This is a genomic window from Kitasatospora sp. NPDC041988 (genome assembly GCF_055588525.1).
In genome coordinates this window covers 19,842-38,908 of sequence record NZ_JBVJCO010000066.1, presented here as the reverse complement: position 1 = coordinate 38,908, position 19,067 = coordinate 19,842, and the positions used below count along the sequence as shown (strand labels likewise).

Annotated in this window: 16 protein-coding genes; 5 read left to right on the top strand and 11 right to left on the bottom strand. The window is 71.9% G+C overall.

Features of this window, described 5'->3' with window-relative positions:
- Together ACZ6NC_RS39085 and ACZ6NC_RS39080 are read right to left on the bottom strand one after the other, a co-directional pair.
- The coding region (locus ACZ6NC_RS39085; protein WP_465738653.1) for a hypothetical protein at positions 1–1,911 on the bottom strand (1,911 nt) is incomplete at its 3' end.
- Between the two features lie 74 nt (positions 1,912–1,985).
- On the bottom strand, positions 1,986–2,795 hold the full coding sequence (locus tag ACZ6NC_RS39080) for a hypothetical protein (protein ID WP_465738652.1): 810 nt from the start codon (positions 2,793–2,795) through the stop codon (positions 1,986–1,988).
- A 374-nt stretch (positions 2,796–3,169) separates the two neighbouring features.
- Between ACZ6NC_RS39080 and ACZ6NC_RS39075 the strand changes: the two genes are divergently transcribed.
- From ACZ6NC_RS39075 to moaA, 3 genes are all read left to right on the top strand, one after another.
- The gene (locus ACZ6NC_RS39075) at positions 3,170–3,526 is read left to right on the top strand and encodes a DUF485 domain-containing protein (protein ID WP_465738651.1); all 357 of its coding nucleotides are present in this window, start codon (positions 3,170–3,172) and stop codon (positions 3,524–3,526) included.
- The gene (locus ACZ6NC_RS39070; protein WP_465738650.1) at positions 3,523–5,133 is read left to right on the top strand and encodes a solute symporter family protein; all 1,611 of its coding nucleotides are present in this window, start codon (positions 3,523–3,525) and stop codon (positions 5,131–5,133) included. Before ACZ6NC_RS39075 ends, ACZ6NC_RS39070 begins: the two co-directional genes overlap by 4 nt.
- Before the next feature lie 95 nt (positions 5,134–5,228).
- Positions 5,229–6,218 (top strand): GTP 3',8-cyclase MoaA, encoded by a 990-nt coding sequence (gene moaA / locus ACZ6NC_RS39065; protein WP_465738649.1) that lies wholly within the window; start codon positions 5,229–5,231, stop codon positions 6,216–6,218.
- Positions 6,219–6,328: 110 nt separating this feature from the next.
- On the opposite strand, the gene ACZ6NC_RS39060 is transcribed toward moaA, so the two are convergent.
- The 7 genes from ACZ6NC_RS39060 to ACZ6NC_RS39030 all read right to left on the bottom strand — a co-directional run bounded on the left by ACZ6NC_RS39060 (position 6,329) and on the right by ACZ6NC_RS39030 (position 13,893).
- Positions 6,329–6,565, bottom strand: coding sequence for a hypothetical protein (locus tag ACZ6NC_RS39060; protein WP_465738656.1), 237 nt, complete (start codon positions 6,563–6,565; stop codon positions 6,329–6,331).
- Between the two features lie 264 nt (positions 6,566–6,829).
- On the bottom strand, positions 6,830–7,222 hold the full coding sequence (locus ACZ6NC_RS39055) for a DUF3099 domain-containing protein (RefSeq protein ID WP_465738648.1): 393 nt from the start codon (positions 7,220–7,222) through the stop codon (positions 6,830–6,832).
- Positions 7,223–7,381: 159 nt separating this feature from the next.
- On the bottom strand, positions 7,382–7,930 hold the full coding sequence (locus tag ACZ6NC_RS39050) for an RNA 2'-phosphotransferase (protein ID WP_465738647.1): 549 nt from the start codon (positions 7,928–7,930) through the stop codon (positions 7,382–7,384).
- A 33-nt stretch (positions 7,931–7,963) separates the two neighbouring features.
- The gene (locus tag ACZ6NC_RS39045) at positions 7,964–9,361 is read right to left on the bottom strand and encodes a metallopeptidase TldD-related protein (protein ID WP_465738646.1); all 1,398 of its coding nucleotides are present in this window, start codon (positions 9,359–9,361) and stop codon (positions 7,964–7,966) included.
- A complete protein-coding gene (locus ACZ6NC_RS39040; protein ID WP_465738645.1) occupies positions 9,361–10,923 on the bottom strand; it encodes a TldD/PmbA family protein in 1,563 nt (520 codons plus the stop codon). Before ACZ6NC_RS39040 ends, ACZ6NC_RS39045 begins: the two co-directional genes overlap by 1 nt.
- A 116-nt stretch (positions 10,924–11,039) precedes the next feature.
- A complete protein-coding gene (locus ACZ6NC_RS39035) occupies positions 11,040–12,662 on the bottom strand; it encodes a serine/threonine-protein kinase (protein ID WP_465738644.1) in 1,623 nt (540 codons plus the stop codon).
- A gap of 85 nt (positions 12,663–12,747) precedes the next feature.
- Complete coding sequence (locus ACZ6NC_RS39030) at positions 12,748–13,893, bottom strand: MBL fold metallo-hydrolase (RefSeq protein WP_465738643.1); 1,146 nt, start codon at positions 13,891–13,893, stop codon at positions 12,748–12,750.
- Between the two features lie 371 nt (positions 13,894–14,264).
- Here ACZ6NC_RS39030 and fabG point away from each other — a divergent pair, with 371 nt between their 5' ends.
- Both fabG and fabI read left to right on the top strand, forming a co-directional pair.
- Positions 14,265–14,984, top strand: coding sequence for a 3-oxoacyl-[acyl-carrier-protein] reductase (fabG, locus tag ACZ6NC_RS39025; RefSeq protein ID WP_465738642.1), 720 nt, complete (start codon positions 14,265–14,267; stop codon positions 14,982–14,984).
- A 2-nt stretch (positions 14,985–14,986) separates the two neighbouring features.
- Positions 14,987–15,754: an enoyl-ACP reductase FabI gene (gene fabI, locus ACZ6NC_RS39020; RefSeq protein WP_465548029.1), complete on the top strand. Its 768-nt coding sequence runs from the start codon at positions 14,987–14,989 to the stop codon at positions 15,752–15,754.
- 80 nt (positions 15,755–15,834) lie between these two features.
- Here the strand turns inward: fabI and ACZ6NC_RS39015 are convergent, their stop codons facing one another.
- Together ACZ6NC_RS39015 and ACZ6NC_RS39010 are read right to left on the bottom strand one after the other, a co-directional pair.
- Positions 15,835–16,902, bottom strand: a complete 1,068-nt coding sequence (locus ACZ6NC_RS39015; protein WP_465738641.1) for a hypothetical protein — start codon at positions 16,900–16,902, stop codon at positions 15,835–15,837.
- Positions 16,899–19,067 (bottom strand): DUF6571 family protein, encoded by a 2,169-nt coding sequence (locus ACZ6NC_RS39010; RefSeq protein WP_465738640.1) that lies wholly within the window; start codon positions 19,065–19,067, stop codon positions 16,899–16,901. Before ACZ6NC_RS39010 ends, ACZ6NC_RS39015 begins: the two co-directional genes overlap by 4 nt.

The window sequence follows — 19,067 nt, the reverse complement described above, 5'->3', positions numbered from 1 at the left end:
GTCGGTGTAGTAGCCGAAGACGTCGGCGATGAGGTGGGTGGTGTTCGACGAGGCGTTGAAGAGGTTGATCTTGCCGTCGGGGCCGAGCGGGACGACGACGAGGTTGGGTGTGGTGACGCCGGGGGCGGTCCAGTTGAGGTTGCTGGAGGTGGGCTGCGGTGCGTTGGACGCCCACACGGTGAGGTGTCCGGGGCCGTCGGTCTCGGTGGCCGTCACGTTGAGCACGGCGGCCTTGGCGCCGGCGGGTACGTTGCCCCGGCCCGCCACCTGGACGGAGACTGTGCTGCGGCCGGGGACCTTGTCGGTGCCGGGGCGGCCGATGGCGTCGCGGGTGTCGAGCAGCCGGTCGGGGCTCACGGGGGTGAACGTGGAGCCGGTGGCGTCGTCGGTGTAGTAGCCGAAGACGTCGGCGATGAGGTGGGTGGTGTTCGACGAGGCGTTGAAGAGGTTGATCTTGCCGTCGGGGCCGAGCGGGACGATGACGAGGTTGGGTGTGGTGACGCCGGGGGCGGTCCAGTTGAGGTTGCTGGAGGTGGGCTGCGGCGAGCCGGAGGCCCAGGCGATCAGGTGTCCGGGGCCGTCGGTCTCGGTCGCGGTCACGTTGAGCACGGCGGCCTTGGCGCCGGCGGGTACGTTGCCCCGGCCCGCCACCTGGACGGAGACGGTGCTGCGGCCGGGGACCTTGTCGGTGCCGGGGCGGCCGATGGCGTCGCGGGTGTCGAGCAGCCGGGACGGGCTGACGGTGTGGAAGGTCGTCCCGGGGGAGATGACGGAGACCAGGTGGAGATTCTGGTGGCTGTCGCCGTAGACCAGACCGCCGCCGAAGCGGTCGACGCTCCACGGGTTGAAGAGGCTGCTCTGACTGAGGCGGGTCTTGAGGGAGCTGGTGACCGGGATGCCGGTGTGGAAGTCCACCACGGTGCTTCGGGCGGCGGCATAGTCCGCGTAGACGAGGAAGCCGATCCCCATGCCGACGGCGCGCGCCGGGACCTCGATCGGGCGGCTCGTGCCGTCCGGCCGCAGCAGCCCCGCCGATCCGGTCGGTCCGTCGAACGAGCAGTTCCAGTAGAGCCAGCCGCCGGCGGACATCAGGTGGGTGATCCGGCAGTCCTTGCCGGTCTGCAGAGTCAGGGTCTGCTGGGTCGTCAGGTCACGGACGACGATTTCTCCAGGAGTGCTGCCCGGGGTGAGCAGCCGCCCGCCGTCGATCGTGCCGATGGCGGTGGAGGCCGTCGCGATGGGCGTGTCCGGGGTGGCGCTGTCGATGTCGATCACCGCGAGCGAGGACCCCGGGTACTGAGAGGTGTCCAGGAGCACGAAACGGCCGTCCGCGACGACGATCCCCTGGTGGTAGGGGAGGGCGTCCAGGTTGATCTCCCGGGTCTCCTGACCCCGGCGCACGATCATGCTGCGGACGCCGAGGTGGACCACCCGACCGTCGCCCGTCCCCTTCATGTCCGTGCAGCTGTCGGAGCCACCACAGGAGATGGAGTGATCCAGGAAACCGGTGGTGCCGAGGGACCGGCGGGCCGACATCGTGGACGGAGAGCCGAGGGTGACCTGCTGCCCGTAGAAGCCCTCGCCAAGGCTGTTGCCGCTCTCGGCGCTGATCAGGGTGTTCGCCGACAGGTTCAGGGAGTCCAACCTGTAGGACTCCGGCGCCACCTTGTAGTTCATCGGGATGGTCGAGGGTGCTGCGCCACCCGCGGCCGTGACCTTGCGGACCGTCCAGTCGGCGCCGGTGTCGCCGCCTTCGACGAGCGCCGTGCCGTCGGGGGCCTGGACGATGGTGGGCGAGGCGTGCGACAGCACCGAGACCGGATCACCGCCCCCGATCGGCGTGGCCTTCAGCTCCCGCTCGACGGGGACCGCCGATTCGTGGTTGTCGTAGGGCGGGCGCCCGACGCTCAACAGCCAGTCGCCGGACAGCCCGAGTGCGAGGGGCTGGTCGTAGTAGCTGACTGGGATGGTCTTCTCGGGGGCGTTCAGGTCGGCCCGGGAGAGGATGTGGACGTTGCAGTCGCCGCCGAGCCAGGCGATGTGCGCGGCGTCGACCGCGGTCGGCCCCTGGCAGATCTGGTCGCCTCCCCAAGGATCGGGGAGGGGCGGCGATACCCGGACGGCGCCGGTGTGGGTGTCGGCCAGGCCGATCCGGTACTCGCCGTTGACGGATGTGCCCAGCGCCGCCTCGTTCGCATCCCCGCCCAGGTAGTCGGTCCAGCCCCATTCGACTCCGGCGTCCTGCCCCTTGGCGACAGGACCGAGGTGCCGCCCTTGCCATCGGCGCGTAGGAAGACCGTGGAGCTTCCTGTCGAGGCGGACGAGTTGGTCAGGGCGAGGACGGCGTCACCGTAGACACCCCGGAGGCTCGCCATGTCCGGGCTGTTCAGGACGGTGATGGAGCCGGAGGCCATGTCCTGGAGCTTCCAGACCTTGCTCGACTGGCGTGGGTCCGTGTCGATGGTGACGTCCGATCCCGCGCCGTGCAGGCCGGGGTCGGGTCGGCCGGCGTCGTAGGCGCCGACCACTGTGGTGGCACCGGTGTCGTAGGCGGTCCAGGCGAAGGTGGCGTCCTGCGTGGTGTGCAGGAAGCCCTTGGCTCCGGCGGCGAGCAGGGTCTCCGTCCGCGGCTGGGGCAGTGGCCGCCCGGGGACGACGAGTTCGGGGAGGGTGGCCGGGTCGGCGCTCGGGGTCGCCGGAGCGGCGGTGGCGGTGGGGAGCGGGCCGGCGAGGGCGAGGACGGAGGCCAGGAGTGGCATCGCGAGGAGCCGGGCCGGGGTGGTTCTCAGGTTCACGTGGTGGATTTCCCCCTGGAGAAGGCGGGGTCAGTTCCTCGGCAGTGTCCGAAAACTGACGGAACGCCGGGTTGCCGCCTGGATGCGCACACAAAGGTATTACTTCATGAAGATCACATGAGTGGCTGGAGGCTACCACCGTGCGGTGACAGCGGGGACGGGGGTCGGTCGTACGCGTCAGGGCCCGTCAGAATGGTCTGATTTCAGCCAATTGACTAGCGCGAGGGGGTGAACGGCTGGCTGATCGCGGTCAACCCCTTTCCGGGCGGGCAGGACGCTCCTAGCATTGCGCGGCGCGCATCCGGACTGTGACGCCCCTCACGTCCGATCGTTCCCCTGGTGCGACCAGTACGCCGACGGAGTGAGGAGACAGAGTGGAATCGCCGCCGATCACCACTGCCCCTACGGAAGTCCAACTCATCGAGGAGAGCGAGGAGTTCCGAACCCTGCGGCGCTCGTTCCGGAGCTACGCGTTCCCGGTCACCATCGGCTTCGTCCTTTGGTACCTGCTGTACGTCCTGCTCTCCAGCTACGCGCCCGGTCTGATGGGCACCAAGGTGGTCGGGCACATCAACGTCGCCCTGGTCCTCGGGCTGCTGCAGTTCGTCACCACCTTCGCCATCGCGGCCTGGTACGCGCGCTACGCGGACCGGCGGCTCGACCCGCCCGCGACCGCGATCCGCGAGGCCCAGGGCGCCGTGGTCCACGCCCCGCGGGAGGCCGCCGAATGACCCTGCTCGCCACGTCCGCCACCGAGCACCGCGGCCTCACGATGACCCTGTTCGGGTTCTTCGTGCTGGCCACCCTCGGCATCACCGTCTGGGCCGGGCGGCAGACCAAGGACGCCGCCGACTTCTACGCCGGCGGCCGCGGTTTCACCGGATTCCAGAACGGCCTGGCCATCTCCGGCGACTACATGTCGGCCGCGTCCTTCCTCGGTATCGCCGGGGCCATCGCGCTCTCCGGCTACGACGGCTTCCTCTACTCGATCGGCTTCCTGGTCGCCTGGCTGGTCGCGCTGCTGCTGGTCGCCGAACCGCTGCGCAACTCCGGCCGCTACACCATGGCGGACGTGCTCGCGTTCCGGATGAGGCAGCGGCCGGTGCGCACCGCGGCCGGCATCTCCACCATCGTGGTGTCGATCTTCTACCTGCTCGCCCAGATGGTCGGCGCCGGGACGCTGGTCGCCCTGCTGCTCGGCGTCAGCGGGGACGGCGCCAAGCAGCTGACCATCGTCGCGGTCGGCGCGCTGATGGTGATCTACGTGGTGATAGGGGGCATGAAGGGCACCACCTGGGTGCAGATCATCAAGGCCGTGCTGCTGATCGCGGGCACCGCGCTGATGACCTTCCTGGTGCTGGCCAAGTACCACTTCAACCCCTCCGCGCTGCTCGGCGCCGCCGCCGACGCCAGTGGCAAGGGGGCCGCGTTCCTGGAGCCGGGGCTCAAGTACGGCGTCAGCGGCACCAGCAAGCTCGACTTCCTCAGCCTCGGGATCGCGCTCGTGCTCGGCACCGCGGGGCTGCCGCACATCCTGGTCCGCTTCTACACCGTGCCCACCGCCAAGGCGGCCCGGAAGTCGGTGCTCTGGGCGATCGGGATCATCGGCGGCTTCTACCTGATGACCCTGGCGCTCGGCTTCGGTGCGGCGGCCCTGGTCGGCCCCAAGGCGATCAAGGCGGCCAACGCGGCCGGCAACACCGCCGCCCCGCAGCTCGCCGAGGAGCTCGGCGGCGGCGCGGGCACCACCGGCGGCGCGATCCTGCTGGCGGTGATCTCCGCGGTCGCCTTCGCCACCATCCTGGCCGTGGTGGCCGGCCTCACCCTGGCCTCCTCGGCCTCCTTCGCCCATGACCTGTACGCCAACGTCATCCGGCGGGGCAGGGCCACCGAGAAGGAGGAGGTGCTCTCGGCGAAGTGGGCAGCCGTCGCCATCGGCGCGGTCGCCATCGTGCTCAGCCTCTTCGCGGGGAAGCTCAATACCGCCGCGCTGGTCGCGCTGGCCTTCGCGGTGGCCGCCTCGGCCAACCTGCCGACGCTGCTCTACTCGCTGTTCTGGAAGCGGTTCACCACCGTGGGCGCGGTCAGCTCCGTCTACGCGGGCCTGATCACCTCGGTGACGCTGGTGCTCTTCTCGCCGGTCGTCTCCGGCGGCAAGAACTCGCTCTTCCCGCACTCCGACTTCCACTGGTTCCCGTTGGAGAACCCCGGCCTGGTCTCCATCCCGGTCGGCTTCCTGGCGGGTTGGATCGGCACCCTGCTCTCCAAGGAGAAGGCCGACCCGGCGAAGTACGCTGAACTGGAGGTCCGCTCGCTGACCGGGCTGGGCGCCCACTGACGCACGGGCGATGACTAAGCTGGCCCGGCCCGCCGAACGCGGCGGCCGGGCCGGCCGCGTTCCCCGGCCGGCCACGAACTCGGGAAGGGACCGCCGTGCTCCTCGACACCTTCGGCCGGCAGGCCGTCGACCTGCGGGTCTCCCTCACCGACCGGTGCAACCTGCGCTGCACCTATTGCATGCCGGAGGAGGGCCTGCAGTGGCTGGCCAAGCCGGACCTGCTCACCGACGAGGAGATCGTCCGGCTGGTGACGATCGCGGTCCGTGACCTCGGCGTCCGGGAGGTCCGCTTCACCGGCGGCGAGCCGCTGCTGCGGCCCGGGCTGGTCGGCATCGTCGACGCCTGCGCGAGGCTCGAACCGCGCCCCGAACTCTCCCTCACCACCAACGGCATCGGCCTCGCCCGGACCGCCGCCGCGCTGCACGCCGCCGGGCTGGACCGGGTCAACGTCTCGCTCGACACCCTCGACCCGGACGCCTTCCACACCCTCACCCGCCGCCACCGCCACCAGGACGTTTTGGACGGGCTGGCCGCCGCCGAGGCCGCTGGGCTGGTGCCGGTCAAGCTGAACACCGTGCTGATGCGCGGGATCAACGACCACGAGGCGCCCGAACTGCTCGCCTGGTGCCTGGAGCGCGGCTACGAGCTGCGGTTCATCGAGCAGATGCCGCTGGACGCCCAGCACGGCTGGGACCGTTCCGCGATGGTCACCGCCGAGGAGATCCTGGACCGGCTCGCCGCCCGTTTCACGCTCACCCCCGAGCCCTCCGCCCGCCGCGGCGCGGCGCCGGCCGAGCGCTGGGTGGTGGACGGCGGTCCGGGCCGGGTGGGCGTGATCGCCTCCGTCACCCGGCCGTTCTGCCGGGCCTGCGACCGCACCCGGCTGACCGCCGACGGGCAGGTGCGCAACTGCCTCTTCGCGACCGGGGAGACCGACCTGCGGACGGCGCTGCGCTCGGGCGGCGGCGACGCCGAGATCGGCGAGCTGTGGCGCGCGGCGATGTGGGGCAAGAAGGCCGGAGCCGGGATCGACGATCCCGAGTTCCTCCAGCCCGACCGGCCGATGTCGGCGATCGGCGGCTGACGGAGGCCTGCCGGGGGCTGCGCGGGGCTGACGGGCGGCTGAGGGACGCCTGCCGGGGCTGCGCGGGGCTGACGGGCGGCTGAGGGACGCCTGCCGGGGCTGCGCGGGGCCTACTCGCCGTCCTCGGGGGTCCAGTCGGCGATGGCGACGACCTCCTTGAGGAAGCCGCGCACGCCGAGGAACTGCGCGAGGTGCTCCCGGTGCTCCTCGCAGGCCGCCCAGGTCTTCCGGCGGTCCGGGGTGTGCAGCTTGGGGTTGTTCCAGACCAGCACCCAGCGGGCGTCCGCCCGGCAGCCCTTGGCGGAGCAGACCGGCGTCTGCGGCTGCGGGGTGTCCGGGGAGAGCATCGGGGCCGTCCTCAAGCGGTAGGCGGGAGTGGTCACCGCCAGTCTTTCACGCGCCCGGACGGCTTCCGGAGCCGGGCATGGCGACGCCGGGCAGCCACGGGGGGAGCCGCCCGGCGTCGGTCCGTCGCTCCGACGGGGGATGCGGAGCGCGTACGCAGTATGTCACGGCAGGACCCACGAATGGGGAGGTCTTGCATGATTAATCTGAGGTTCTTTTGAGCTTTCTGTTGGGGTAGTTGGCGAAAACCCTGCCAAAACGGGCAGTCAGCTCGGGGTCTGTGGAGAATCGGTGGGAGCACCCTCTGTCACATCCGTACCCTGCGACGCACCCGCCCCACCGGCACCACCGGTACCGCCGGGGCCGAGCATCAGCGGAACGTCCGGCGGCATGTCGAAGGAGCTCGGCAGGCCCGGCGCCCTCTCCCGGCCCGCGTTGGCGATCAGCACCGCGAAGTACGGCAGCAGCACGCCGCCCGCCAGCGCGGCGATCGCCAGCCACCGCTGGATGTCCCACAGGATCACCCCCAGCAGGACGCAGGCGGTGCGGAGCAGCATCGAGGCCACGTAGCGGCGCTGCCGCCCGCGGACGTCCTCGGAGAGGCTGCTGCGCGCCCCCGTGATCCGGTGGACCTCTCCACCGCCGGAGCTCTTGCCCATGTCCTACCGCCCTCGTCCACGCACCCGCGCGTCTCGCCGCACGGCCACCTCACGGTACGCCGCGCAGGGACCGGCGGCGAGACCGGGGCGGACGGACACGCGCCACCAGGGGCCTGTCCGGCCGATCCGGCCTGACCGGCAGGACGGGCCGGACGCGCGCTACCGCGGCTGGGAGAGGTACTCCGGCGGCACCGCGTCGGTCAGCCAGACGCCGTTGGCGCTGATCCGGAACTCGTGGCCGGCCGCCGCCATCGCCGCGGCGTCGACCGCCAGGACCACCGGGCGGCCGTGCCGGGCGCCGACCCGGGTGGCCGTGTCGGTGTCGGCGGAGAGGTGGACGTCCTGCCGGGCCATCGGCCGCAGGCCCTCGCGGAATATCGACGCCAGGTTCCGGGTGGCGGTGCCGTGGAACAGCACCGCCGGGGGCTCGGCGGCGGCCAGACCGAGGTCGACCGCCACCGTGTGCCCCTGGCTGGCACGGATCGAGAGACCGTCCTCGGAGAAGGCGAACCGGCGCTTGTTGTTGGTCGCCACCACGTGGTCCAGCTCGGCCCTGGTCAGCCGGCTGCCCTGGGCCGCCAGCGCGGCCAGCAGGGCGTCCACCCGGACCCAGCCGGCCGCGTCCAGGGTGATCCCGACCCGCCCGGGCTCGTGCCGCAGGATGCGGGACAGCATCTTGCTGGTCCTGACCGTGCGCTTCTCGTCCACTTCTCTCCCGATCCTTCCCCCGTGGCAGCCCGGCTACGAGGCCTGGCTGACCGAACTCATGTTGAAGTCCGCGACCCGCACCGGCGGCATCGCCGTCCGGGTGAACCAGTCGCTCCACTCGCGCGGCAGGCAGCGCTCGGTGCGGCCCACCTCGGTGATCCGGCCGAGCAGCTCGACCGGCGACTCGTTGAACCGGAAGTTGTTCACCGCGCCGACGACCTCGCCGTTCTCCACCAGGTAGACGCCGTCCCGGGTGAGGCCGGTGAGCAGCAGCGTCGCCGGGTCCACCTCACGGATGTACCAGAGGCAGGTGAGCAGCAGGCCGCGCTCGGTGCGGGCGATCATCTCGTCCAGGGTCGGCGCGGCCGCCTGGTCGGCCGTCTCCAGGACGAGGTTGTCGATCGCCGGCTTCAGCGGCAGGCCGGTCAGGCCGGCCGAGTGCCGGGTGGTGATCAGCTCGGTCAGCTCGCCGTCCCGGATCCAGTCGGTGGCGGCCAGCTCCGCGCCGTTGTCGAAGACCGAGGAGTCCCCGGACGTCGAGTGCGCCAGCACGAACGGCGCCGCCTCCAGGCCCGGCTCGGCCGGGTCGGAGCGCAGCGTCAGCGGCAGCTTGGCCAGCTTGTCGCCGATCCGCGTTCCCCCGCCGGGCTTGGAGAACACCGTCCGCCCTTCGAAGGCGTCCCGGCCGCCGGAGGACCAGCTCAGGTAGACCATGAGGTCGGCCACCGCCGAGGGCGGCAGCAGCGTCTCGTACCGGCCGGCCGGCAGGTCGACCTTGCGGGCGCCCCAGGCCAGCCTCTTGGTCAGCTGGGCGTGCAGGTCGGTGACGTCCACGTCGGTGAAGTCCCGGGTGGCGGCGCCGGCCCAGGCCGAGCCGGTGAGGTCGGCCGTCTTGGCGTTCAGGTCGACCGTGCCGGTCGGCTGGTCGTGGCGCAGCCGCAGGCCGGTGGAGGTGCCCAGGTAGCTGGAGACCACCTCGTGCCGGGCGAAGCCGTACAGCAGCTCGCCCTGCGCGGTGGCCCGGGCGAAGGCCTCACCGAGGGCGGGCGCGAACGCCGCGAACACCTCGATCGAGGTCTCGGCGGGCGGCTCGGTGAAACCGGGAGAGGACGGCCGGTCGGCGATCAGCGGCTGGGCGTCCTCGGCCGGACCGGCCGCCCGGGCGGCGTCCTCGGCGGCCCGGACCAGGCCCTCCACCTCGTCCGCGGTGACGGCCTCGCGGGAGACCACCCCGGAGGCGGTGCCCTCGGCCCCGGCCACCGTGGCGATCACGGTGAGGCGGCGGCCGCGGGTGACGCCGTTGGTGGTGAGCGCGTTGCCGGCCCAGCGCAGGTTGGCGGTCGACTCCTCGTCGGCGATCACCACGCAGCCGTCGGCGCGGGAGAGGCCGAGCGCCAGCTCGACCAGTTCGTGGGGCTGCATCGCGGCCATCAGTGACCCGCCTCCTGCTGGGTGTTGAGCACGTTGACGTTGCGGAACAGCGCCGAGGGGCAGCCGTGGCTCACCGCCGCGATCTGGCCGGGCTGCGCCTTGCCGCAGTTGAAGGCACCGCCGAGGACGTAGGTCTGCGGGCCGCCGACGGCCGCCATCGAGCCCCAGAAGTCCGTGGTGGTGGCCTGGTAGGCGAAGTCCTTGACCTGGCCTGCGAGTTCGCCGTTCTTGATGGCGTAGGCGCGCTGGCCGGTGAACTGGAAGTTGTAGCGCTGCATGTCGATCGACCAGGAGCGGTCGCCGACGATGTACAGGCCGTTCTCCACGCCCGCGAACAGGCCCTCGGTGGACGGGCCGCCGGCGGCCGGCTGGAGCGAGACGTTGGCCATCCGCTGCACCGGGACGTGGGCGGGGGAGTCGGCGAACGCGCAGCCGTTGGAGCGGTCGAACCCCTTGAGCTTCGCCATCCCGCGGTCCAGCTGGTAGCCCACCAGGACACCGTCCTTGACGAGGTCCCAGGACTGCGTGGCGACGCCCTCGTCGTCGTAGCCGACGGTGGAGAGGCCGTGCTCGGCGGTGCGGTCGCCGGTGACGTGCATCAGCTCGGAGCCGTACTTCAGCGAGCCCAGCTGGTCGAAGGTGGCGAAGGACGTGCCCGCGTAGGCGGCCTCGTAGCCGAGCGCCCGGTCCAGCTCGGTGGCGTGGCCGATCGACTCGTGGATGGTCAGCCAGAGGTTGGACGGGTCGATCACCAGGTCGTAGCGGCCGGCCTCGACGCTCGGCGCCTTCATCTTCTCGGCCAGCAGGACGGGGAGCTCGGCCAGCTCGGCGTCCCAGTCCCAGCCGGTGCCGGTCAGGTACTCGAAGCCGCGCCCGACCGGCGGGGCCAGGGTGCGCATCGAGTCGAAGGCCCCGGTGCGCTCGTCCACCGAGGTGGCCTCCACCGTCGGGTGCAGCCGGATCCGCTGCTGGGTGGTGACGGTGCCGGCGGTGTCGGCGTAGAACTTGTTCTCCTGCACCGTCAGCAGCGTGGCCTGGACGTGCGAGACGCCCTCGGCGGCCAGCAGCCGCGAGCTCCAGCCGGCGAGCAGCGCCGTCTTCTCCGCGTCCGGCACCTCGAAGGGGCTCACCTCGTAGGCGGAGACCCAGGTGGCGTCCGGGTAGACCGGCTCGTCCGCCAGCTCGACCCGCTCCTTCGAGCCGGCCGCCCGGCTGATCCCACCGGAGAGCCGGGCCACCGCGACGGCCTGCTCGGCGACCTTCGCCGCCGCGGCCGTGGTGAGGTCCACCCCGGCGGCGAAGCCCCAGGCGCCGTCCAGCAGCACCCGGACGGCGAAGCCGAGCTGGACGCTGTCGGAGGTGCCGGCCGGGCGGGCGTCGCGCAGCCGCCAGGAGGCGCTGCGGACCCGCTCCAGTCGGAAGTCGGCGTGCGCGGCCCCGAGTTCACGTGCCCGGGTGAGGGCGGCGTCGGCCAGGGCGTGCAGCGGGTAGGCGAGGAACAGCGGGTCGACGGCGCGCCCGCGCGCGGCGCCGGCACTGCTCGTCGGGGGGATCGGAGGCAATCGGGCTCCCTGGTCGGAGGGGTGGCGGTGCGGGCGCCCCCGGACAGGGGTACCCGCACCGCATCATTGCCCGTCCACCGGGTTTCGGCCAGCAGATTTCGCCACGCCCCCGCGTGTCAGCCGAACTTCAGCGAGCCGCTGACGTGCTGGTAGAGCTGCTGGTTTGCCGGTCCTGGATCGGACTCCTGCCCCTGGCGCCAGTTCCAGCGGAAGGCGACGACCAGGTGCAGCAGCCGTCCGTCGTGGACCATGTACTGCTCCATCGCCTCGTCGTTCGCGTGCTTGATGATGCAGGGGTAGTCGTATTCGCCGCGCGTGCTGTAGCTGTACTCGAACTCGGTGGCGTTGACGTCACCGCTGTGCAGCACCGAGCGCGGATCCCGGACCAGGGTCACGTAGAACTTGTCGGGCACCGGGTCCGAACAGAACTGGCCCGCGCCTTTCAGCAGCTCCTGCACCCGCGCCTGGGCGGTCTCCCGCGCACCCTTGACGACTTTCCCCTCGTCCTTGATCCGGATCTGCGTGAAGGTGTCAGGACTGCTCCAACTGGCCTCGTCGGCACCGATGCTGGCGAGGTAGTCCTGAGGCACGGCGACCGCGAGGCCGAGCGCGGGGACCTGCTGCGACTTGTAGCCGGGCGGCACCGCGGCCACGGTCGGGTGACCATCGTGACGCGTCAGCATCCAGCCGGCCGCGGTGGCCACCCCGACGAGCACGGCGGTGGCGGTGGCCAGCACTGCCCGGCCGCGCCCGGTCCCGAGGAAGGGACGCGCCGCCGGCCGCCCGTCCTGCGGCCGTACGGTCGGGGACGCCGTGGCGGCCGGCGCCTCGTCGGCCGGCATCGCGGTCGTCGGGACGGTGCCGCCGGGCACCGGCACCTCGACCGACGTCGGTGTCGGCACCGGTGGCGCGAGAGTGAACAGCCGCTCCGCCTCATCGGCGGTCGGCCGGCGGGCCGGGTCGCGGTCCAGCAACGCCATCAGCGGCCCGGTCAGCGCGCCGGCCCGGCGCGGCGGCGGCACCTCGTCCTGGATGATCGCGGCGATCGTGCCCTGGGTGGACTGCCGCCGGTACGGGTGCAGCCCCTCCAGGGCCTCGTACAGCACCAGCCCCAGTGCCCACAGGTCGGCGGCCGCCGTCGGGCGCTCGCCGGTGGCCCGCTCCGGGGACAGGTACGGGACGGAGCCGATCACCGTGCCCGTCCGGGTGAGGTCGCTGCCGCCCTCGACCTGGGCGATCCCGAAGTCGGTCAGGATCACCTCTCCGACGCGGGTGCGCATCACGTTCGCCGGTTTGATGTCCCGGTGCACCACCCCGGCCGCGTGCACCACGGCCAGCGCGGAGGCCAGCTGACGGCCGATCGAGGCGGCCTCGGCGATGCTCACCGTCCCGGACGCGAACCAGGAGTCCAGGCTCTCGCCCTCGATCAGCTCCATCACCAGCCACGGCCGGCCGTCGACCGTCTCGATGTCGTGCACCCGGACGATGTTGGGGTGGCGCAATCCCGCCGCGGCCTGCGCCTCCCGCTCCATCCGCCGCAGCAACTCCTGGCGGTACTGCTCGTCGACGCCCTCCGGCAGCGCGGGCTCCTTCAACGCCACCTGGCGGTTCATCCGTTCGTCGGTCGCGCTCCAGACCGTGCCCATGCCGCCGCGGCCCAGACGCTCGTTCAGCCGGTACCGTCCCGCTATCAGCGCGCCGGACGCGGCAGGGCCGACGAATCCCCCGAGTTCACTCATGCTTCCTATCTTGGCGAACATCCCGGCCCGGCGGGGACATCGGGGCCCGGATCCGCGGCGTCCGGACCGGGCCGGGAGCGCGGAGTCAGGCCACCGTCTCCCACCAGCCGTCCAGCTCCGGCGGATTGTCGACGTCGACGCGCTCGCCGGGGCGGGGCACCGCCAGCGGGACGGCCTGCTGCTTGGCCTCCGCCAGCAGGCGCTCGATCGGCTCGGACCACGGGTGCAGACCCAGGTTGAAGGTGCACCAGTGCACCGGGACCAGCAGGCCGGCGTTCAGCTCGCGGTGGGCGAGGACGGCGTCCTCCGGGGTCATGTGGATGTCCGACCAGGCCGCGTCGTACGCGCCGATCTGGACCAGCGCGGCGTCGAACGGGCCGTGCTGCGCGCCGATCTTCGCGTAGCCCTCGAAGTAGCCGGAGTCCCCGGTGTAGAAGACCTTGCGGGTGGGACCGGCGATCACCCAGGAGCCCCAGAGGGTGGTGTTGCGGGTCAGGCCGCGGCCGGAGAAGTGGTGGGCTGAGGTCAGGGTGACCGCCAGCTCGCCGAGGGTGCACGTCTCGTCCCAGTCCAGCTCGATGATCCGGTGCTCCGGGACGCCCCAGCGGCGCAGGTGCCCGCCGATGCCGAGCGGCACCGCGAACGGCGCCGACTGGCTGCGCACCAGCCGCTTGACCGTCGCCATGTCCAGGTGGTCGTAGTGGTCGTGCGAGATCAGCACCGCGTCGACCTGCGGCAGCTCCTCCAGCTCCACCGGCACCGGGTGCAGCCGCTTCGGGCCGACGTGCGCCGAGGGGGAGCAGCGCTCGCTCCAGATCGGGTCGAGCAGCACCCGGGTGCCCTCGATCTTGACCAGTGCGGACGCGTGCCCGTACCAGGTGATCTCCACGCCCTCGGCGGCCGGGCGGGGCCCGGCGGCGGGGCGGACGGTCGGCACCGGGTGCGCGGGCACCCGGCCCTCGCGCTGGAACAGCATCCGGCGCGCGGTGTCCCGGTCGAAGTCGGGGGTGGACTTGGCCCGCGCCAGCGTGGACGGCGCGTTGTGGAAGACGCCGTCGCGGTACTGCGGAGAGTCGCGCACCCGCTCCTCGCGCTCGCCGTCGGGCCGCCGTCCGAACGCCGCCGGCAGGTCGCGCAGCGACCAGGCGGCCGCTCCCGCGCCGGCCGCCAGGGCGGCCAGGGCCAGCAGTCGTCCGCGCCGGTGGGTGGTACCGCGCCGTCCCTCGATCATCCGCGCCCTGCCTTCGCTCGTCGGCCCCGTCCGTCGCCGGGGTCGCCGGGGCCCTTCCATGGAAGCGGTGCGGTCGGCCCCGCTAGTCCCGCACCACGGGGGCAACGGGTACGTCGCGGCACATGTTCCCGGGCGGCCGGTGCGGGCGGGCCCGTGCGCAGGACTCGTGGGAAGCCACAACAGCGTGTGCGCCACCGGTGTGCCGCCCGTGTGCAGTACGTGAACCTGGCATGGGCACGGATTGTCGGATTGCGACAGTTCCGCCGGTGAGGCGCTGTGGGAGCCCGATTCGTCTCCGCCCCGGGCCGACCGATAGCGTCACACTGCGTACGCAATCCGACGTACGCACCTTTACGGAGAGAGGTGGATCGTTGAGCCGCTCGGTTCTCGTCACCGGAGGAAACCGGGGCATCGGCCTCGCGATCGCCCTGGCCTTCGCCGAGGCGGGCGACAAGGTCGCCATCACCAGCCGCTCGGGTGAGGTGCCCCAGGAGCTGGCCAAGTACGACGTCCTCGCGGTGCGCTGCGACATCACCGACAGCGCCCAGGTGGACGCGGCGTTCACCGAGATCGAGGCCAAGCACGGCGGGGTGGAGGTGCTGGTCGCGAACGCGGGCATCACCCACGACACCCTGCTGCTGCGGATGTCCGAGGACGACTTCACCTCCGTCGTCGACACCAACCTCACCGGCACGTTCCGGGTGGTCAAGCGCGCCTCCAAGCTGATGATGCGCGCCCGCAAGGGCCGGGTCGTGCTGATCTCCTCGGTGGTCGGCCTCTCCGGCTCGCCGGGCCAGGCCAACTACGCCGCCTCCAAGGCCGGCCTGGTCGGCTTCGCGCGCTCGCTGGCGCGTGAGCTGGGCCCCCGCAACATCACCGTCAACGTGGTCGCCCCCGGCTTCGTCGACACCGACATGACCGCAGTGCTCAGCGACGAGCGCCGCGCGGAGATCGTCTCGGGCGTGCCGCTGGGCCGTTACGCGGCGCCCGCCGAGGTCGCCTCCACCGTGCGGTTCCTCGGTTCGGACGAGGCCGCGTACATCACCGGAGCCGTCATTCCCGTCGACGGCGGATTGGGCATGGGTCACTGAACATGAGTGGAATCCTTGAGGGCAAGCGGATCCTGATCACCGGAGTGCTGATGGAGTCCTCCATCGCGTTCCACACCGCCAAGCTCGCCCAGGAGCAGGGCGCCGAGATCATCCTCACCGCCTTCCCGCGCCCGACCCTCACCGAGCGGATCGCCAAGAAGCTGCCGAAGCCGGTCAAGGTGCTGGAGCTGGACGTCTCCAGCGAGGAGCAGCTGGCCGGCATCGCCGACCAGGTCCGCGAGCACCTGCCGACCCTGGACGGCATCGTCCACTCGATCGGCTTCGCCCCGCAGGACGCCCTGGGCGGCAACTTCCTCAACACGCCGTGGGAGTCCGTGGCCACCGCCATGCAGGTCTCGGCGTTCTCGCTGAAGTCGCTCACCACGGCGCTGCTGCCGCTCATGCAGGACGGCGGCTCGGTGGTCGGCCTGACCTTCGACGCCCAGTTCGCCTGGCCGAAGTACGACTGGATGGGCCCGGCCAAGGCCGCGCTGGAGGCCACCTCGCGCTACATGGCCCGCGAGCTCGGCGAGCGCAACATCCGGGTCAACCTGGTCTCGGCCGGCCCGATCGGCTCGATGGCCGCCAAGTCCATCCCGGGCTTCGGTGACCTCGCCGCCACCTGGGACGCCCGCTCCCCGCTGAAGTGGGACCTGAGCGACCCGGAGCCGGCCGGCCGCGGCGTCGTCGCCCTGCTGTCGGACTGGTTCCCCAAGACCACCGGCGAGATCGTCCACGTGGACGGCGGCCTGCACGCCATCGGCGCCTGACGGTCCGCACGCGCGTACGCGCCGCTGCCCGGCACTCCCTCCGGGGGGGGGGGGGTGCCGGGCAGCGTGCTGTGCGGCGGCTACTTCGGGGCGAAGGGCTCGCAGCCGAGGCGGGTGGTGGTGGCGTCGGCCCAGGACCTGAACAGCGGGGAGCTGTAGGCCGGGGCCGCCGGGTCGACGTACGGATCGCGCCCGGACAGGTGGAAGAACACGCTGCCGTTCCCGCAGGGGGCGAGGACGACAGTGTCGGAACCCTTGCCCCGCCAGCCGGTCGGCAGGGGTTTGTCCAGGGTCTCCTGCCCGGCGACGAACGCCGGGTACCGGGGCTCGGTGCTGCTGGTGAACCGGATCACGGGGTCGCTCAGGATCCCGCTGTAGACCCAGCAGGACCGGATCGGAGCCGCCGGGTCGCTGACCCGCTGGACCAGGTTCTGCACGCCCGTCCCGGTGCCCGCACCCGGCAGGCCGCAGAGCTGCCCGTCGACGGCGGGCTGCCAGGACGTGCCGGCCGCCGTCAGATGGACGTCCGGCACCTCGGCCGCGCCGCAGCCGGAGGACTTGGCGACCGTCGCGCCGAACCCGGCGGCCAGCCGGGCGAGGGCCGCGCGGGCCTCGGCCGAAGGGGTCTCCTTGGCGGGTACGTCCTGCCAGTCGGTCAGCTTCCCGCGGTGGTGCACGTCCACGGTGAGCGCGTCGGCGTCCCGGGCGGCGAGGCGGTCACGGTCGCGGACGGGCAGCCGGCAGCCGGGCGGCAGCATCAGCCAGCCGGTGTCGTTGGAGAACGCGCCGACCGGCCCCCGGTCCGGCTGGGACATTCCCGGGTCGACCGTGGTGTCGCGGTCGAGGGCGTCGACGCGGTGGGTCCGCAGCGAGAGTTCGGCGGCAGGCTTGCCGCCGTGCTCGACGTCGATGATGCAGGTGGCCCTCGGGTCGGCCCGGTCCTTCGAGAAGCTGCTGTCGACGACGGTCACCTTCCCGCCGCCCAGCACCTTCTGCACGTCGCCGGTCGCGACGGCGCCCCCGCAGAGCCGGTCAGGGGTGAACAGGTTGGTGTATCGCCAGGCCACATAGCCGCCGGCCCCCAGCGCGACGACGAGGGCCGGGACGACGAACAGCAGCACCCGTCGGGCGCGCCGGGAGAGGCTCACTTCTGGCCGTTCCGTCCGAGGGCGATGGCCGCGTTGTTGTAGCCGGTGTCGTGGCCGTTGTCCATGGATGCGGAGATCTCGTCCACGATCTGCGCGTTCTCGCCGTACCCGTGCTCCCGGCCCCACTCCAGCACCATCTGCTTGCTCTGGGTCAGGCTGGCCGTGTGCCCGTTGGAGGTGTCCAGGTTGCCCTTCGCCTGGGCCTCCTCCTTGACGTGGTCCACCCAGGCGTTGATGCCTTGGTCGGCGAGGCCGCCGACGACATCGCCGCCCTCGGGGATGAAGCCGGTCGCGGTGCCGCTGATCGAGGAGACCAGCGCACCCGTCTTGTCCGCCCACTCCATCCGCTCCTCCTTGTCGTCCAGGAAGATCGACGAACGGACGGCGTCGTACGCGCCCAGCGCGGTGCCGACGCGCTGGCCCGGCAGGGTCCGGTCGCTGTCGCTCACCCGTGGGTCGGCCGGCAGGCCGTCGATGATCCGGGCCGACTTGGCGCGCTCGGCGTCGTACAGGGTCGCGTACGCCTCGGGCTCCTCGGAGACGCCGCGGATCACCCGGACCAGGTGGTCGCTGGTGCCGCCGAGGTGGCCGACGCCGTTCTCCTCCCAGGGCCCGTCGTGCGCGGCGTTGCTGACGTGCTCGCTCAGGATCCGGTGCGTGTCGTCCACGTAGTCCGAGAGCGCGTTGGCCAGCGGCTTGCGCAGGTCCTCGTGGACCTCGGCGCCCTTGCCGTCCCCGTCCAGCGCGTCGATCGCGCCCTGCATCACCCGCGCCTGCGCCGGGGTGTGCGGGCCGCCGTGGTGGGTGCCCTCGCCGGGGACGTCGCCGGTGGCGGCGGCCTCCAGGGCGGCGGCGAGGCCGGCCTGGTGGGTGGTCTCGTCGACCATCGGCGCGCTGTACAGGGTGTTGACGTACGTGGTGGGCCACTCGCGGTCGCGCAGCAGGTACTTGAGGCGGTCCTCGGCGCCGGGCGACTTCGGGTCCAGGAACATGGTCGCCGCCTCGGGGTTCTGGCCCATCAGCTTGAGCACGCCGTCGACGGGGTCGTACACCAGGTCCGGGCGCGGGCCGTCGAACTGGTGCGAGGACCACCGGTTCTTGTCGCCCCGCTCGGCGTTGACGATGTCGGTGCCGAGGTCGTTCAGGAAGTCCTTGCCGTACCCGGCGTTGCCGCGCTGGAGCAGGGTGGCGAGCGTCTGGTAGCCGTAGATCGGCTCGGTCTTGCCGCCGAAGTGGCGCGCGTTGATGTTCTTGACGCCGGCTTCCCTCAGGCCCTGGCGGAAGTCCTGGTAGAACTTGCTCTTCGGGTCGCGGGTGGCGCCCGCGATGGTGTTGGCGAGGTTGGTCTGCAGCTCGCCGTACTCGCCCTTGAGCTTGCCGCCCCGGTCGTTGATCCGCACCTCCAGCTCGTCGGCGAGCAGCAGGGTGCCCTCGGGGCCGAGCGCGGTGAGCAGGGTCTGGCCGTACTCGGGGCTGCCGGAGTCGGCCTTCATCAGGTTGTTGAGCTCGGCGAGCTCCTCCGGGCTGAGCTTGCCGCCGTCCTTGATCTTCTGGGCCAGCTCGGCGGCGCGCCTGCCGTCGGCGACATCGCCACCGCCGACCGCCTGGCCGTTGAAGGTGTTCGTCACGTCGCCGACCTTGGCGGCGCGCCGGAGCTGGAGGGCGGCCCGCTGGTCGGCGGCGGTCGCCTCCTCCAGGTAGACCTTGATCTTCTGGGCCCATCGGCCGGCGGCCTCGTGGCGCTCGCGCTGGAAGTCGGGCTCGTGCCGGTAGTCGGCCCGGGTGGCCGGGTCGAGGGCGCCGACGTCGAACAGGACGTTGCCGGTGCCGGTCACCTTCATGCCGTCCTTCTGGGCGTCCTCGACGGTCTGCCTCAGCTTCTTCTGCGCCGACTCGAAGTCGCTGTGCGCGTCCGTGATGATCGAGGCGACGGCCTTCGCCTCGGTCTGCGCGTCGATGGTCTGCTGCTTGGTGACCAGGATGTGCAGGTTGGCGGCGGACGCGGTGGAGCCCAGCCAGAGGCCGCCGTTGCCGGTGACCGAGAGCACCTCGGTCTCCAGCCGGTGCTGGACGGCCTCGTACTTCCCCGCCATCGCGGTCCAGTCGGCGGCGGCCTTGGCCATGCCCGAGAGATCGGCCTTCATGACGTCCTCGAACCCGAGCAT

Bases quoted from the DNA above. Each gene is read 5' to 3' on its own strand.
- ACZ6NC_RS39055 (WP_465738648.1), bottom strand. From the start codon at position 7,222: ATGGGCAAGAGCTCCGGCGGTGGAGAGGTCCACCGGATCACGGGGGCG.
- ACZ6NC_RS39030 (WP_465738643.1), bottom strand. From the start codon at position 13,893: ATGATCGAGGGACGGCGCGGTACCACCCACCGGCGCGGACGACTGCTG.
- ACZ6NC_RS39010 (WP_465738640.1), bottom strand. From the start codon at position 19,067: ATGCTCGGGTTCGAGGACGTCATGAAGGCCGATCTCTCGGGCATGGCC.
- fabI (WP_465548029.1), top strand. From the start codon at position 14,987: ATGAGTGGAATCCTTGAGGGCAAGCGGATCCTGATCACCGGAGTGCTG.
- ACZ6NC_RS39045 (WP_465738646.1), bottom strand. From the start codon at position 9,361: ATGGCCGCGATGCAGCCCCACGAACTGGTCGAGCTGGCGCTCGGCCTC.
- ACZ6NC_RS39035 (WP_465738644.1), bottom strand. From the start codon at position 12,662: ATGAGTGAACTCGGGGGATTCGTCGGCCCTGCCGCGTCCGGCGCGCTG.
- ACZ6NC_RS39060 (WP_465738656.1), bottom strand. From the start codon at position 6,565: ATGCTCTCCCCGGACACCCCGCAGCCGCAGACGCCGGTCTGCTCCGCC.
- ACZ6NC_RS39070 (WP_465738650.1), top strand. From the start codon at position 3,523: ATGACCCTGCTCGCCACGTCCGCCACCGAGCACCGCGGCCTCACGATG.